The organism is Salipaludibacillus aurantiacus, assembly GCF_900111295.1.
GTDB classification, from domain to species: Bacteria; Bacillota; Bacilli; order Bacillales; family Salisediminibacteriaceae; genus Salipaludibacillus; species Salipaludibacillus aurantiacus.
Genome location: NZ_FOGT01000019.1, coordinates 1 through 14,909 on the forward strand (window position 1 = coordinate 1; position 14,909 = coordinate 14,909).

Annotated in this window: 16 protein-coding genes and 10 tRNA genes; 1 reads left to right on the forward strand and 25 read right to left on the reverse strand. The window is 43.3% G+C overall.

Annotated features, from left to right (window positions below; all coding sequences use genetic code 11):
• Positions 1-149 precede the first annotated feature (149 nt).
• The 11 genes from BMW59_RS17855 to BMW59_RS17905 form a co-directional block, all read right to left on the reverse strand.
• A tRNA-Ile gene (locus BMW59_RS17855) sits at positions 150-226 on the reverse strand.
• 68 nt (positions 227-294) lie between these two features.
• Positions 295-368: transfer RNA gene (locus tag BMW59_RS17860), tRNA-Gly, on the reverse strand.
• Between the two features lie 34 nt (positions 369-402).
• Positions 403-479, reverse strand: a tRNA-Pro gene (locus BMW59_RS17865).
• An 82-nt stretch (positions 480-561) separates the two neighbouring features.
• Positions 562-647: transfer RNA gene (locus tag BMW59_RS17870), tRNA-Leu, on the reverse strand.
• Positions 648-673: 26 nt separating this feature from the next.
• Positions 674-758: transfer RNA gene (locus BMW59_RS17875), tRNA-Leu, on the reverse strand.
• An 8-nt stretch (positions 759-766) separates the two neighbouring features.
• Positions 767-842, reverse strand: a tRNA-Asp gene (locus BMW59_RS17880).
• Positions 843-871: 29 nt separating this feature from the next.
• Positions 872-947, reverse strand: a tRNA-Val gene (locus BMW59_RS17885).
• An 8-nt stretch (positions 948-955) separates the two neighbouring features.
• Positions 956-1,030: transfer RNA gene (locus BMW59_RS17890), tRNA-Glu, on the reverse strand.
• A 20-nt stretch (positions 1,031-1,050) separates the two neighbouring features.
• A tRNA-Ser gene (locus BMW59_RS17895) sits at positions 1,051-1,141 on the reverse strand.
• A gap of 3 nt (positions 1,142-1,144) precedes the next feature.
• Positions 1,145-1,219 (reverse strand) — tRNA-Asn (locus BMW59_RS17900).
• Positions 1,220-1,384: 165 nt separating this feature from the next.
• On the reverse strand, positions 1,385-1,858 hold the full coding sequence (locus BMW59_RS17905) for a SprT family protein (RefSeq protein ID WP_093055048.1): 474 nt from the start codon (positions 1,856-1,858) through the stop codon (positions 1,385-1,387).
• A 123-nt stretch (positions 1,859-1,981) separates the two neighbouring features.
• On the opposite strand from BMW59_RS17905, the gene cmpA reads away from it, so the two are divergent.
• Positions 1,982-2,101, forward strand: a complete 120-nt coding sequence (gene cmpA / locus BMW59_RS17910) for a cortex morphogenetic protein CmpA (protein WP_093055050.1) — start codon at positions 1,982-1,984, stop codon at positions 2,099-2,101.
• 486 nt (positions 2,102-2,587) lie between these two features.
• Here cmpA and BMW59_RS17915 read toward each other — a convergent pair whose 3' ends face one another.
• From BMW59_RS17915 to BMW59_RS17980, 14 genes are all read right to left on the reverse strand, one after another.
• Positions 2,588-4,774, reverse strand: a complete 2,187-nt coding sequence (locus BMW59_RS17915) for a Tex family protein (RefSeq protein WP_093055052.1) — start codon at positions 4,772-4,774, stop codon at positions 2,588-2,590.
• Between the two features lie 238 nt (positions 4,775-5,012).
• On the reverse strand, positions 5,013-5,615 hold the full coding sequence (locus BMW59_RS17920; protein ID WP_093055054.1) for a SpoIIE family protein phosphatase: 603 nt from the start codon (positions 5,613-5,615) through the stop codon (positions 5,013-5,015).
• Positions 5,616-6,419, reverse strand: coding sequence for an RNA polymerase sigma factor SigB (gene sigB / locus BMW59_RS17925; RefSeq protein WP_093055056.1), 804 nt, complete (start codon positions 6,417-6,419; stop codon positions 5,616-5,618).
• On the reverse strand, positions 6,379-6,873 hold the full coding sequence (gene rsbW / locus BMW59_RS17930) for an anti-sigma B factor RsbW (RefSeq protein ID WP_093055058.1): 495 nt from the start codon (positions 6,871-6,873) through the stop codon (positions 6,379-6,381). Before rsbW ends, sigB begins: the two co-directional genes overlap by 41 nt.
• 1 nt (position 6,874) lies before the next feature.
• Positions 6,875-7,207 carry an STAS domain-containing protein gene (locus BMW59_RS17935; RefSeq protein ID WP_093055060.1) on the reverse strand — a complete coding sequence of 111 codons (333 nt, stop codon included), beginning with the start codon at positions 7,205-7,207 and terminating at the stop codon, positions 6,875-6,877.
• A 69-nt stretch (positions 7,208-7,276) separates the two neighbouring features.
• Positions 7,277-8,290, reverse strand: coding sequence for a PP2C family protein-serine/threonine phosphatase (locus BMW59_RS17940; protein ID WP_093055062.1), 1,014 nt, complete (start codon positions 8,288-8,290; stop codon positions 7,277-7,279).
• Between the two features lie 15 nt (positions 8,291-8,305).
• On the reverse strand, positions 8,306-8,707 hold the full coding sequence (locus BMW59_RS17945; protein ID WP_093055065.1) for an anti-sigma regulatory factor: 402 nt from the start codon (positions 8,705-8,707) through the stop codon (positions 8,306-8,308).
• Positions 8,708-8,710: 3 nt separating this feature from the next.
• Complete coding sequence (locus BMW59_RS17950; RefSeq protein ID WP_093055067.1) at positions 8,711-9,067, reverse strand: STAS domain-containing protein; 357 nt, start codon at positions 9,065-9,067, stop codon at positions 8,711-8,713.
• A gap of 14 nt (positions 9,068-9,081) precedes the next feature.
• On the reverse strand, positions 9,082-9,906 hold the full coding sequence (locus BMW59_RS17955) for an RsbT co-antagonist protein RsbRA (protein WP_093055069.1): 825 nt from the start codon (positions 9,904-9,906) through the stop codon (positions 9,082-9,084).
• A 253-nt stretch (positions 9,907-10,159) separates the two neighbouring features.
• Positions 10,160-10,510: a type II toxin-antitoxin system PemK/MazF family toxin gene (locus BMW59_RS17960; protein ID WP_093055071.1), complete on the reverse strand. Its 351-nt coding sequence runs from the start codon at positions 10,508-10,510 to the stop codon at positions 10,160-10,162.
• Positions 10,511-10,514: 4 nt separating this feature from the next.
• Positions 10,515-10,787 carry an antitoxin gene (locus BMW59_RS17965; protein WP_177174426.1) on the reverse strand — a complete coding sequence of 91 codons (273 nt, stop codon included), beginning with the start codon at positions 10,785-10,787 and terminating at the stop codon, positions 10,515-10,517.
• A gap of 138 nt (positions 10,788-10,925) precedes the next feature.
• Entirely contained in the window at positions 10,926-12,095 is a 1,170-nt protein-coding gene (alr, locus tag BMW59_RS17970) for an alanine racemase (RefSeq protein WP_093055075.1), read from the reverse strand.
• 149 nt (positions 12,096-12,244) lie between these two features.
• Positions 12,245-13,282 carry a LolA family protein gene (locus tag BMW59_RS17975; RefSeq protein ID WP_093055077.1) on the reverse strand — a complete coding sequence of 346 codons (1,038 nt, stop codon included), beginning with the start codon at positions 13,280-13,282 and terminating at the stop codon, positions 12,245-12,247.
• Positions 13,283-13,335: 53 nt separating this feature from the next.
• Entirely contained in the window at positions 13,336-14,868 is a 1,533-nt protein-coding gene (locus tag BMW59_RS17980; protein ID WP_177174421.1) for an NAD(P)H-hydrate dehydratase, read from the reverse strand.
• Positions 14,869-14,909 lie beyond the last annotated feature (41 nt).

Here is a 14,909-nt window from a genome sequence, read left to right on the forward strand (position 1 = left end):
CGCCGCCAGCGTTCGTCCTGAGCCAGGATCAAACTCTCCATAAAAGAGTTCGATGTCTCTGACATCAAAATAAAAATAATTCATTGACGGGATATTTAAATATCCCTCTTCGCTTGGCTTTTTGTTTAGTTTTCAAAGGTCAATATAAATGGTGGGCCTGAGTGGACTCGAACCACCGACCTCACGCTTATCAGGCGTGCGCTCTAACCAGCTGAGCTACAGGCCCTCAAGCAACATTAGTTACTATATCATGTAACAGTGTGATGATGCAAGAGTTTTTTTAAAATAATTTTTTGGAGCGGGTGAAGGGAATCGAACCCTCGTCATCAGCTTGGAAGGCTGAGGTTTTACCACTAAACTACACCCGCATAATAAATAATAATTATACTTGTAAAATAAAAATGGTCGGGAAGACAGGATTTGAACCTGCGACCCCTTGGTCCCAAACCAAGTGCTCTGCCAAGCTGAGCTACTTCCCGATTTCAAATGCCGTATTTTGTTGTTGCAACCGACACTTTTTTAAAAGCAGAATATGTAAATGAAAAACTATTAAATATAATATGGTGCGGTCGAGAAGAGTCGAACTTCCACGGGATCTCTCCCACTAGGCCCTCAACCTAGCGCGTCTGCCATTCCGCCACGACCGCTTAACACCTTGAAATATTTAATTAAATGGTGCGGGTGAAGGGAGTCGAACCCCCACGCCCGAAGGCACTAGATCCTAAGTCTAGCGTGTCTGCCAGTTCCACCACACCCGCATCATCAATGGCGGTCCCGACGGGAATCGAACCCGCGATCTCCTGCGTGACAGGCAGGCATGTTAACCGCTACACCACGGGACCACTCAAATAATAAAAAATATGAAAATTAATGGTGGAGGATGACGGGCTCGAACCGCCGACCCCCTGCTTGTAAGGCAGATGCTCTCCCAACTGAGCTAATCCTCCACTATGTATGGTGACCCGTACGGGATTCGAACCCGTGTTACCGCCGTGAAAGGGCGGTGTCTTAACCACTTGACCAACGGGCCAGTAAATGAAAGAACGTTACTGGCGGAGAAGGAGGGATTTGAACCCTCGCGCCGCTTGCGCGACCTACACCCTTAGCAGGGGCGCCTCTTCAGCCACTTGAGTACTTCTCCGTATGGCTCCACAGGTAGGATTCGAACCTACGACCGATCGGTTAACAGCCGATTGCTCTACCACTGAGCTACTGTGGAATAATGCTTTAAGCTGCGAATCTCTTTGTGTTCCGAGCTTATGTAATCGCTATTTTCTCAAGGACGAATTACATTGTAACTGATTTACCCGAAATTGTCAACAGCTTTTTTTACGGGCTGTTTTGTCAGCGACTTTTATAATGTACCATATGATATTATCACTCGTCAATGACTTTTTAAAGACCTTGTTTTAATTTTTTTCAGGGTGCCTTTGCACTTTCCGCAAACGAACCGTTTTGTATTAATACGCCGCTTCCGGCGGAATTCTGTTCCGCACTTTGTACAGCTGTATAAGTGCAGCGTCCGTACCTCATTCCTCGCCTGGGGAATGGACTGACAATGCCGGCTCCCGCCCACCTTCTTCAGCAGCACTTTAAAATCCCTGTCTTTGTGCTGGTATCCTTTTCCCTGCAAATGCAAGTGATAGTGGCAGAGTTCATGTTTGATAATACTGACCAGTTCATCTTCTCCATAGTACTGTAAATGTTTCGGATTAATTTCAATATGGTGGGAGTTTAATGAATATCTGCCCCCGGTTGTTCGTAATCGTTTATTAAAGAAAGCTGTATGCCTGAATGGTTCTTTAAAAAACTCTAACGATATTTTTTCTGTCAATGTTTGCAGCTCGTCATTAGTCATCCAATGAAACTCCTTGTAAAAAATTTTCATATTTTAAAATCCTGGCCAACCTTTCGTTCATACACTACTAATACTACTACTTTTACAGGAAAAATCACAACTGAACGAAAGGGGGAAATTCAGATGCCGTCCTGGTTAAAGCGGCAGTTACAGGAAGCTTATGACCGAAGAGATTTAAGGAGAATAAAAGTCCTTAACCAATGCTGGTTTTATTATAAAAACTCACGTTCTAATGCAGATTAAAGCGTCCCGCCTCTGACTGCGAGCACATAAATAAAGCTAAAGCATGGTGCCGCCATGCTTTTCGCTTATAAAAGACCGCCTTAAACACATACATGCACTGTTTTATTAACCAGCCCAGCTACTCTCCCTCCTCTCTCTGTCAATTAATAAAAAAGCGGCCGGGACAAAAGAATAGTAATCATAAAGAAAGCCGAACAAAATTTTCGATTTTGTCCGGCTGTTCTTTTTGGGAAAAGGAGTGATTTCAGTCCGCCAGGCGGACGCTTGCCAAGGGGCTTGTCTTCAGCTAAATTCAACTCAGCCTGAAGCTTCGTTGAATTGGATCTTCTGACTGCGCATACTCCCTCTGGCGTCGCCGCCTTCTGTCCTTCAATCAAAAAAGCTGAGGCTATTGAATAACTGGTAAAACTAAAAGTGACACGCCTTTCTGATAAAAAATATGGTTCGTCTTTTACAAACTTGTTTTTAGTTTTGTCCCAGCCTTTTTTATGAAGAAGGCTGATTTTCAGGTTGAAGCATTGTCAGAGCAACCCGGCCTTTCTTCACATCGACATCTTCCACCCATACGGTGACTAAATCTCCCACAGATACCAATTCCATTGGATGTTTAACAAAACGTCTTGCCAGTTTGGAAATATGGACGAGTCCATCTTGTTTTACTCCAATATCCACGAATGCGCCGAAATCCACTACGTTCCTTACAGTGCCTTGCAGTTCCATCCCCCTGGAGAGGTCTTCCATGGAGAGAACATCTGTTTTCAATAAAGGTTTCTCTATTTCATCACGCGGGTCACGCCCAGGCTGGCTCAAAGCATCGAGAATATCTTGCAGCGTCGGCACACCCACTTCATATTTTTCTGCGAGATGCTGAACATCAACTGAAGAAAGTTTAGTTTTCACTTCTTCAGTTCCTATCCCGCCTACTGCAATATCCAGCTCCTTCATTATTTTTTTCGTCACTGGATAACTTTCCGGGTGGATGGCCGTTTGGTCGAGCGGCTGTTCCCCATCCGGCACCCTGATAAAGCCGATACTTTGCTCATATGTTTTAGCCCCCAGCCTCGGCACCTTTTTCAATTGAGTGCGGCTGGTGAATTTCCCTTCTTCTTCTCTCCGTTTAACTATATTGTTGGCTACGCTTTTCGATAAGCCTGACACATACTGCAATAAAGAAGACGAAGCTGTATTCACGTTTACCCCAACCTGGTTAACTACCGTTTCTACAACGAAAGTCAGGCTGTCATTCAGCTTGGACTGCGTCACATCATGCTGGTACTGCCCGACCCCTACAGATTTAGGGTCGATTTTCACAAGCTCCGCAAGAGGATCCTGAATACGGCGGGCTATAGAAACAGCGCTCCTCTCCTCTACTTGAAGGTCAGGAAATTCTTCCTTAGCAAGCTTTGATGCCGAGTAAACACTTGCTCCCGCTTCATTAACAATAAGATAAAAAACTTCCTCATCTACTTCCTTTATAAGGTCGGCAATAAACTGCTCTGTTTCTCTCGAGGCTGTCCCGTTGCCAATAGCAATCATTTCGATGCCGTAGGTTTTTAACAGTTTTTTCACTGCCTTTTTCCCCTCTTCTACTTTGTTCCATGGCTTCGTTGGATAAATGACGCCCACTTCAAGCATCTTACCTGTGTCGTCAACAACAGCCAGTTTGCACCCGGTGCGGTATGCCGGATCAACACCCAGAACCGTTCTTCCCTTTAACGGCGGCTGCAGCAGCAGGTTTCTTAAGTTCTCGGAAAAAATGTGGATAGCCTGCTCTTCAGCTTTTTCACTGGCCTCTTTTCTAATTTCTCTTTCCACTGAAGGCTGGATCAGCCGTTTATAGCCATCTTCTACAGCCTCTGTCAGCAGGTCCTTCACGACAGTCTGTCTGTTCTTAAGAATCTGTCTTTCAATCCAGCTTAAAATCCGGTCTGCCGGCGCTTCTACAGCCACTTTTAATACACCTTCTTTTTCCCCGCGGTTCAGCGCAAGGACCCGGTGCGGCACGATCTTTTGTACTTGTTCGGAATAATCATAATACATTTCAAAAATTTCTTTCTCATCTTCAGCTTTAGGCTTTCTTTCAGATGTCAGTTTACCATCTTTAAAGGTCAGCTCCCTTACCTTTTTACGGATAGACGGGTCATCAGATATGAATTCACTGATGATATCTTTAGCTCCCTGAAGCGCTTCTTCAGTATTATTAACGCCTTTTTCTTCGTCAATATACTTCTCCGCTTCTTTCTCTGCATTTCCTGAAGAAGGTAAGGATAAAAGCCATTGAGCAAGAGGTTCAAGTCCTTTTTCTTTGGCTGCTGAAGCTTTTGTTTTGCGTTTTTGTTTGTAAGGCCTGTACAAGTCCTCAACTTCCTGAAGCTTTTCAGCTTTTAAAATCTCTTTTTTCAGTTCAGGTGTCATTTTTTCCTGTTCTTCAATTAAACGAATGACTTCATCTTTGCGTTTCGCAAGAGCTGAACCATATTCCCAGGCTTCAAGAATACTCCTAATCTGCTCTTCGTCCATGCCTCCAGTCATTTCTTTTCTGTACCTAGCTATAAACGGAACTGTGTTGCCTTCTTCTGACATTTCTATCACGTTTTTAACCCGGTTTTCCTGAAGTTTTATTTTTCCTGCTACGAGCTTAAGAATATTCAGCTGCTGTTCGTGCCATTCCATGTATTATCTCCTCCATTATGTATATCAGTTAAAAAACTTGCACACTGCCGCCTGATGGCGAAGGTCTTAATTTCCCTTATACCTTCCCCCTTATAATCAGCACATTAATAACACAGGTATACTCCATAGATTATACCTGAATTATGCCCGGGGCAACCACCTTTAAAGAACTGCTGTTTCAATACAAAAAGCCGGACCATCGAAATCTTTTCGATGGTCCGGCTTTTTGCGGGATAAATCAGTTAACTTTGCCTACAAGTAGGGTTGTGTCATCATTAGATTCTTCCATTAAATCTACGACTCTGTTAAGCATCCTTTCCGGAGTGTCTTTTTTGGAAAAAAGAGCATGATATACCGGATCAAATACCACTCCGTCTGAATAAATAATAAAAACTGTATCTTTTTCGTAAGGGATTCGCTGGGTTTTGAATTTTTTCTTCTTACCCGACAAGTAACCTCTAACTGGAACAGGCCTGTATAATTCTCCCGATGGTTTGTAAAAAGTGCAGGAGATATTTCCTACATTCGTGTACTCAATGACGCCTGAACGAAAATCAAACTTCAGAATGGTTAAAACTACTCCGCGGGTGCCCCACATTACCTGGTTACATTTGTCCATTAAAGATTCTGTATCCAGATCATGATCTTTCTTTATAACTGACATGGCAGCTGAAGAAGCGCTCATTGCTTCTTCACCGCTGCCTAATCCGTCAGCCATTGCACATAATATATAATTGTCTGTGCGGACAGTATAAAAAGCGTCACCCGAGCACCAGTTTCCTTTTTTAGCGACCTGGTAAATACTGATATCCATTTCTTTCAATACTTGATGCTCAATCATTTATAAGCACTCCGTTGATTCTATACGTATGGATTCCCTCAGTTTCTGTAAAGCTCTCCGTTGAAGCCTGGAGACATGCATCTGCGAAATGCCCAGCTCTTCTCCGGTTTCCTTTTGACTTAAATTCTCAAAATAGGTGAGCTGTAAAATCTGCTTTTCACGATCGGTAAGTACAGTAAATGCTTTTTCCAGAAGCATCTGCTGGTCTGTCTGTTCATAGCCTTCTTCACTTGACCCGACCAGATCGAGTAAAGTGACTGCACTTCCTTCGTCATCTGCTTCGATTGACCTGTCAACAGAAAGAGCCTGATAGCTTTTTCCCATTTCCATTGTTTCCAGTACTTCTTCCTCAGAAACGCCGAGGTGATCTGCTATTTCTTCAACTCTCGGCGAGCGCTGCAAAGTAGTCGTGAGATCCTCCACAGCTCCCTTAATTTTGGGACCAAGTTCTTTTATTCTCCGGGGAACATGGACACTCCAGGTCTTATCACGGATAAACCGTTTAATTTCCCCGACTATAGTAGGGACAGCAAATGATTCGAAACTTCTTCCATAGGAATGGTCAAAACGCCTTAAAGCCGCCAGAAGACCAATCATACCTACCTGAATTAAATCTTCATCATGACGCTGTCCACGCGAAAATTTCCTTGCTAAAGAATGCACAAGGTTCTCATATTCTTTCACCAGTCTTGTCTGGAGTTCATCGTCCCCTGTACGCTGAAATTCTTCAATCCATTTCAGTATTTCTTCTTTATTCTTTTCTTTACTGCTGTTCGGGGATTTCCTTTGAGACTCCATAGCCATGGTGTTCCACCTCATCTCTCTGCAGGAACTTTGTCATGATTATCATAACTCCTGAGTCACCGCGGATCTCCACTTCGTCCATTAACGTCTCGATTAAGAAGAGCCCAAGCCCTCCTTCCTTTAAATCTTCAATAGCCTGGTTTTCAGTAATGGGACCGCGCTCTTGTTTTAATTTTTCTACGTCTATCGTTCCGCCTTGGTCAGATATAACCAGTTCCAGCCGGTCTTCATACACACCGAAATTCACTTGCATATCATTGCCTTCCTGGCCCTCGTTGTAAGCGTGGTTAACTACGTTAGTACACGCTTCCGCCACAGCAATTTTGATATCTTCAATATCGTCATATGAATAGCCAAGGCGGTTTGCGATGCCTGAAACAGTCAAGCGGACAACTCCGACATATTCAGGCTTAGCAGGCACTTTCATTTCAATAGAATCAGAGGTCCGAGTCATACTAAGCTTCCTCCCTTTTATTATCGACCTCAATATCGATTACTTCGTTAAGCCCAGTGATCTCAAAAAGTCTGCGTACACGTTCATTTAATCCGGTCAGCATTAATGTGTTTCCGGTTTTTTCAGTGGTTTTAAGCGTACCAATAAAAATACCCAAACCGGTACTGTCAATATAGTCGACACCGGATAAATCTACAATTAAATTCTTATCACTCTGCTCAGCTAAAGGCGTAAGCGTTTCTTTTAATTTAGATGCCGTATAAACATCGACTTCTCCAGATAGGTAAGCTACATTTTGATTATCCGTCTCAGTTACATTTATTTCCAGATTCATTCTTTCCCCTCCTAAAATATCAACCTTCAAGTTTTTCCACTTTAACTACTTACCACGTTTGCGATGCTTTTAAACCTTTCGGCGTAAAATAAGAAGAGTAAAGTCATCCCTCAACTGGAATTCCTGAGCTTTTTCCAGGTCCTGATAAATTTGTTCCACAATTTCCTGGGCAGACAAATGCTTATATTTACGAATCATTTGAACGAGCTGCTCCCTCTCGATAAACTCCTCATCGACACGGCATTCAGTTACACCGTCTGAAAGCAGGACAATAAAATCTCCTACATTTAAGTTGATGACATCCGGTTTGTACCTTACTTTAGGGGACACACCAAGTACGAGGCCTTTTGCTTCGAGGCTTTCAAATGAATCCTTTTCCAAGTTATAGACAAATCCAGGCTCATGGCCTGCACTGGCATAACTGAAATAATGTTCTTCAGGGTGATAGAATCCATACATCATTGTAATGAACATATCCGAGTCAATATTTCTTTCCACCACTCTGTTTAAGCTTTCCAGAAGGGCACCTGGTTCAAGCCGTTGTTCAGGCAGCGTATCCATGGCATATTTGATCATGGACATACTCATAGCAGCAGGCACACCTTTACCGATCACGTCCGCTACTGCTACACCAATATTGCCGTGCTCATCTAAAGAATAGTCATAGTAATCACCGCTCATTTTTCCTGCCGGCACACTAATTACCCCAAGATCTACCGAATCAAGGGAAATCTCTCCATTCGGCAGAAGGGACTTTTGCATTCTTGCAGCAACGTTCAGCTCTGACTCGATCTGACGCTGCCGGTCGCGAAGACTTTGGTGTTCACGGTAAGCAAGTCCATAACCAATCATGACTTCAAGCAATAAATCAAAGGAGTCTACTACTTCTTCAGGAAGGTCCTCTGCCAGTTCCTGAAAGACAGAGAGATGAAGACTGACCGTTTCCTCTGGCGACATATCTTTTTCCATCATCTCTTTGCTGAATTGCTGCGCATGATACAGAGCATGTTCACTTTTGTTTTTTAAATAACTGGTAAGCATATCTTTATATAATTGATACATTGAAATCTTCGTCTCTTCCAAGCAACAGCACCTCCTTTAACGAAGCCACTTAATTGCCGAAATCGAGGTACCGGCATTCATTTCTGAATCTATATCAAATTCGTCCATTAATCTTTTCACTCCCGGAAGTCCTGCACCCAATCCGCCTGAAGTGGTGAAACCATCTTCCATCACCCGGCGAAGGTCTTTAATCCCGGGGCCTTCATCAACGGCAATAATTTTGATACCGCGTTTCCCCGAAACCGTGACTTCTTCAATTTGAATTTGCCCTTTATTAGCGTATAAATATATATTTCTGGCTAGTTCGGAAATCGCAGTTGTGATTCTCGCCTGATCAACGGAACCAAACCCGATTTCGCGTGCAAGTTTGCGTCCTGCTTGTCTTGCAGCGACTATCCCCCACTCACTGTGGATATCTACATGGGTTTGGACTTGCATATATCAACCCTCCAATTCGAGCTGGAGTCTCTCCAACCCTTGCTCAAGGTCCAATGCAGTGGGTACTTCATCTAAGACAATACCCATATCAATCAAAGTGATTGCAACGGCCGGCTGTATTCCAGTTAAAACAACTTTAGCTCCCATAAGATTGGACATATCCACCACGTCACCAAGAACTTTAGCAATAAATGAATCAATCATTTCAACAGAGGTCAAATCTATTACAACACCTCTTGAACCTTCTTCGTGGATTTTCCCTAACACATCTTCCTGGAACTGGAGCGCTGTCTGATCATCCAGCTCCACTTGAACAGAAATCAATAAATAATCGTGTAGTTTCAGAATTGGAATTCGCAATGCCAGTTCCTCCTTTATTGCTCAATTTCTACTATTTGTCTCTTTGTTAGTTCCAGTGCAGACTCAATTCCTTTTTTCAGCGTGCTCTTAGTTGGAAACTTCCCTAAGTCGATGCCAAGGTTGACAATAGTCTGGGCGATTTCCGGTCTTATGCCTACAAGAATACACTTTGCTCCAACTAATCTGACTGCCTCAGATGCCTGTATGATATGATGCGCAACCATCGTATCTACGACCGGCACTCCTGTAATATCTATTAAAACAACTTGAGAGCGGTGTTCAATCACACCGTCAAGAAGATTTTCCATAATGAGTTTTGCCCGCTCCGTATCAATTGTACCAATTAAAGGCATGACGCTGATATTATCAAATACTGGAATCAATGGGGCTGACAATTCTTTTAACGCCATTTTTTGTAAAAACACCGTGTTTTCCCACGATCCTGAATACTGATTAACTAGCAAATTAACAATTCCGTCAATCCAGTCTTCAATTTCCTGGAAAAATTCAATGCTCTTACAGTAGTTGTCCGAGGTTTCAGACAATGTTTCTATCGTAATTTTCCGAAACTCCTGCAGGCCCCGCGTTATATAATTCAAAGGCCATCCTAACTGAATGAGGCGCTCTGCAAACTGAATCAGTTCATCGTGATCGCCTCCACCTTCAGTCTGAACTGTTAAGATAAGTTTGTTTACAAATTCCCTGTTTGTATTTTCATACATCGTATCTGTAATATTCTGAAGTGAATCATCTGTTCTGAATTTATTAATCTCTTTTTGCCATTCTTCCATAATTTCTATTTTATGCTCTAAAATTATGTCACGAATAAATGGTTTCATTCTGTCTTCCTCCATTTTAAGCTGTAATGATCTTATTATTTCATTGATTTAGACAGATTGCAATGAAAGAGGGGCTTCCAGATTTTCTGTAACACTTATTTAACAAAGCAAATGTGAAGGGGGACAGGGGATAACAATTAATTCCACTCTTGTTTATTTATAGTGTGGCTGAATGACACATAAGCAAGCCACAGTGAAGGGAAAACAGAAAAAGCCGCTTTTCAGTTTAAAAAGCAGCTTTCCCAAGATGATATTAAAAGTCAATCAGACCTATACTGATATTAAGTGCATCATTCACTTTCAACATCATATCATCATCTAGATGAGTAATTTTATCTGTTAACCTCTGTTTGTCAATTGTCCGGACCTGTTCCAGTAATATGACTGAATCACGGTCAAATCCGTACCGTTTTGCGTTAATTTCTACATGTGTCGGCAGCTTAGCCTTTTGAATCTGAGCAGTGATGGCTGCTACTATGACTGTCGGACTAAACCGGTTCCCTATATCATTTTGAATAATTAATACAGGTCTGACCCCGCCTTGTTCTGACCCGACTACAGGTGAAAGGTCTGCAAAATAAACATCACCGCGCTTTACTATCAATCCCTTACACCCCGCTAACCAGGCGATCCACCGTGCTTTCAGCCTCCTCCTCCGCTAAAAAGGACTCGGTTGCAATATTTAAATTAATCTTCGCCATCTCCATATACCCTTGTTCCATTGTCTCACGGATTTGCTGTTTCTTCTGTTCCTGCACATAAATCTTCGTAGCTTTCTGAATAACGTCGCAGCGGTTGATGTCTGCTCCTTCAGTTAGTGCATCAAGTTCATTGACTAAATGTTGTGGTAAATTAACCATAATCTTTTTTGTGTTATCCATAGACACAAAAACACCTCCACACAGCTATCGACCGATTTTTTATCCATTATTATCATATCACTTGCATTGGGCCATTGCAAAGTGACTTTTAAATTCTTTTATGTTTAATTCGCCAAAAATCGGGAAAAACCTTTTCTTTTAAAAAATATTATTGTGAACTTTTAATATTTCATTATTTTTTTCGATAGCCCTTGGTACACGGTAGCTGATAATACACGGAATTTCATAATTAATTGTTTGAAGGCGTCTTGCTACTTCATCGACGGAGAGGAATGCCCCTCCATTTCTTCCGATCAGAGTGACCTGAGTCCCTTCTTTAACCCGTTCATTTAACCTGATCATCATCTGGTCCATGCAAATCCGTCCTACAATCTTTGCCCTTTTGCCATTGACAAGCACATCCCCTGACTGGTTCGCGCGGATCCATCCGTCAGCATAGCCGATAGGAACAGTAGCAATCCATTCCTCACCCTCAGTTTCATAAGTAATTCCGTAACTCAGCCCTTCACCTTTAGGAAGCTTTTTAATATGAGTAATACGGCTGTGCAGAGAAAAAGCTTCTTTCAACGGTACTTCGACCAAATCTTTAATCGCTTCAGACGGTGACAGCCCGTACATCGCAATACCTACACGGACGAGATTGTAACACTCTGTCCCAAACCGGAGCGCCGCCGCACTGTTTCCGCAGTGTTTAAGCTTAACTCCCTCCCCGTATAACTCTTCAAATTCCTTAATCATATGCGAAAACCGCTGCTGCTGTTTCTCATAATAGGAGAGATCTCTTTCATCGGCAGTCGCTAAATGGGTATATAAACCTTCCACCTTAAAGTTAGGAGCGGCCTGAAGGCTTTTAATCAATTCCTCTTTTTCCTCCCGTGTCCTCAGGCCAATTCTGCCCATGCCGGAGTCAAACTTAATATGGCACGTTACTTCGCCTTCCTCCGAAAGGAATCCGGCGGCTTTGTCCAGCCATTCTTTTTGGAAAATGGTAATTGTAATATCCAGTTCGGCCGCTTTCTGAACGTCTTCAGGACGAATTAATCCAAGCACTAATAACGGAGCATCGACCCCCGCCTTCCTCAAAGCAATGGCTTCATCAAGAATAGCCACACCCAGGTAGGTCGCCCCAGCGCTTAATGCTTCCCTGGCCACCTCTTCTGCCCCATGTCCATATGCGTTGGCTTTAACTACAGCCATCACTTCAACGTCCTGAGGTAAATTATTCTTTATATTTTTAACATTCTCTGAAATAGCATTTAAGTTAATTTCAGCCCACGTATCTCTGTAAAAAGGGTGTAAATGTGTCACTTTTGCTTCCTCCAATAACAGTACTTATACACTTTCAGTTTCTGTTTTAATATTATCGCACAACTTACCAATGTCAATTGGATAAAAGAATGAAACTGAAAATAGAAAAAACGCACGGAAAGCATTTCAGGCTTCCATGCGTTCATTATTTATTTTTCATGCGTCCCATAGACACTCCGGGCTACAGCCATCAAGTCTTCTTTTTCCATATGTTGGGATATAAGGAAAAAGTCTGTGCCTTCATATGACCATGAAACTGATTTGTTTTCACCGTCCTGCGTGAAAACACCGACCGCCATTCCTAAATCAACAGGTTCCCCTTCTGACATTTTAACAGGTGTACTCGCTTCCATGACCCGGCTTCCCTGCTGAATTAGCGTAAACGGCTGGTCTCCTTCATAGCTCAGGATAACCCTTTTCCCATTATCCGAAACAACCTCTTCTGAATGAGAAAACTGGGTGCCCTGCGGCTCATACATAGGATAGAAGACTGTAAACTCTTTATCTGCCTCTCCCTCTTCTTCCAGCATGGCAGGTACATCCATTTGCAGCTGGGCTGCCGTCATATTGCGGTCCATATCAAAATCGCCTTCTGAGAAATCCGCGTTCAGTTGGAAGTCATCAAACAGCACTTCAGCCAGAACATTTAGTTCAACATCCATAACCTTTACTGAAGCAGGAGTTAAATCTTTCTTACGCAGCATTATCTCCTGCTGGTTTAAATTTTTATTCGTATAAGTGGTATTAGTCTGGAACGTATAATGATCTTCTGTTGCTGCAAAAACCCGTTCAGGATCCATCAAAATATCATTCATTAAGGATTCATACAAGTAAACCTGGCTGTTGTTCTCAGGCCAGTCACTCTGGAACCTGAAACTTTTATTCAGGGCCGGGGTGAGTACAAAAACCCCTTCCTCATTCCGCAAAATAATCTGATTCTGGTCTTTTTCAGTATGACTTAATGCCACCCTGTAAAAGGAAGGGCTTTTGTACCACACTTCAACTTCGTATACCTGCGGTTCTTCACCTGTCTGCAGCGTCATTGTAGCCTGCGTCTTGTACCCTGTCAGTTCATCAAGTGTTCTCTCTAAATCCTCTATAACGTCTTCCTGGCTTTTTTCTCCACACGCTGTAAGAAGGCCGGTCAGAGCAGCCAATAAGATAAGCAAGGAAATGATTTTTTTCATTTACTCAACCCCTCTGTGTCATTTCGACGACAAAGGAGGGGAATATCATGCAGTCAGTAACGGGATGAACGAATGACCTCGGGCAGCATTTGAATGAGATCTGAAGCATTTACACTGAACAGATCATGAGTTTCCAGGATTTTATCCGCCAGTTTACCATGGATATATACAGCATTACAGAGAGCATGAATGGCTGAGTGAGGCTGAAGAAGAAACGCAAGGATAATTCCTGTCAGCACATCTCCAGAACCGCCTTTAGCAAGGGCCGCATTGCCTGTCGTATTCACCCACTGGCTTCCGTCAGGAGAAGAAACAATCGTAAAGGGGCCTTTAAGCACCACGTATACATTGTATGCCGCGGCAAACTCCCGGGCCACTTCAAACCGGCGCTTTTCCACTTCTTTAACTGTTAAACCGGTAAGCCGCGCCATTTCCCCCGGATGAGGGGTAATGACAGTCGGGTGCGGCCGGGGATTGGCTGCCCAGTCAGAAAGCTCTTCTGCCATATGAAATAACCCATCGGCATCAATAACGAGAGGACCTTCAAAACTGTGTAGACGCTTGAACAGCGGAAGGTGGTTCCCCCTTCCAAGTCCCGGCCCCAGCGCCAGTCCATTAAACTGGCTTAGATCCATATCTTTATAGAGAGCTTTTTCTGTTATTTCTCCCTGATCTTCACTTAACCTGCGAAACATCGCCTCAGTTATTTTCTGTGCAACAATCGGGTGTATTGATTCCGGCACGCCTAACGTTACAAGCCCTGCCCCAGCCCGCAGGCAGGCTTCCCCCGTCAAAACAGGAGCGCCGGTCATGGACAGTGAGCCTCCAATCACTAAAGCACGGCCTGCTTTTCCTTTATGAGCACTCGTTTCTCTCCCTGCTAAAGTACATTTCACCTGCTCTTCTGTAACTAGTTTCCGGAAAGGCGCAACCTCTTTAAAAGCCTTTTTGGGAATCCCTATATCCACGATATGAAGCTCTCCAAAAAAGTCGGCTTCAGGATATAAATAAGAAGTCAGCTTAGGCGCCTGAAGGGTAATGGTATGATCCGCCATTACAGCTTCATTGACTTCCGCCCCTTCACTGGACGGCAGGCCGCTTGGTATGTCCACTGAGATAACCTTGCTTTCAGACGCGTTGACCCGCTTAATAATCTCCTTATAAGGAGGCCTTAAATCGCCTCTGATACCGGTTCCCAGCAAAGCATCAATGATTATTCCGCCTTTGCCCGCCTTCTCAGAAAAAACAGCCTGCTCCTTTTCATAGGAATGGAAAGTGTACCCGCATTGTGTGTAAATTTCCATATGTTTTCTGGCTGTTCCTTTAATCCTGTTCGCAGGCGGGATCACCCAGGTCTCTGTGTCGAAACCTTTCTCCATCAGAAGCCTGGCGATAACAAAACCATCTCCTCCGTTATTACCGGCTCCAATGAGCACCGTGATTGTTTCTCTTCCGGTTAAAATTAAGGATAATTGGCGCACAAATGCCTGACCCGCATTTTCCATCAGTGTTTCTTCATTCAAACCGATATGATCCATGGTATAGCGATCAATTTGGTGCATTTCGTCACCCGTTACCACGTACATGTTTGTCCCTCCCATCCGCATTAACACTATATGAGGTCGTC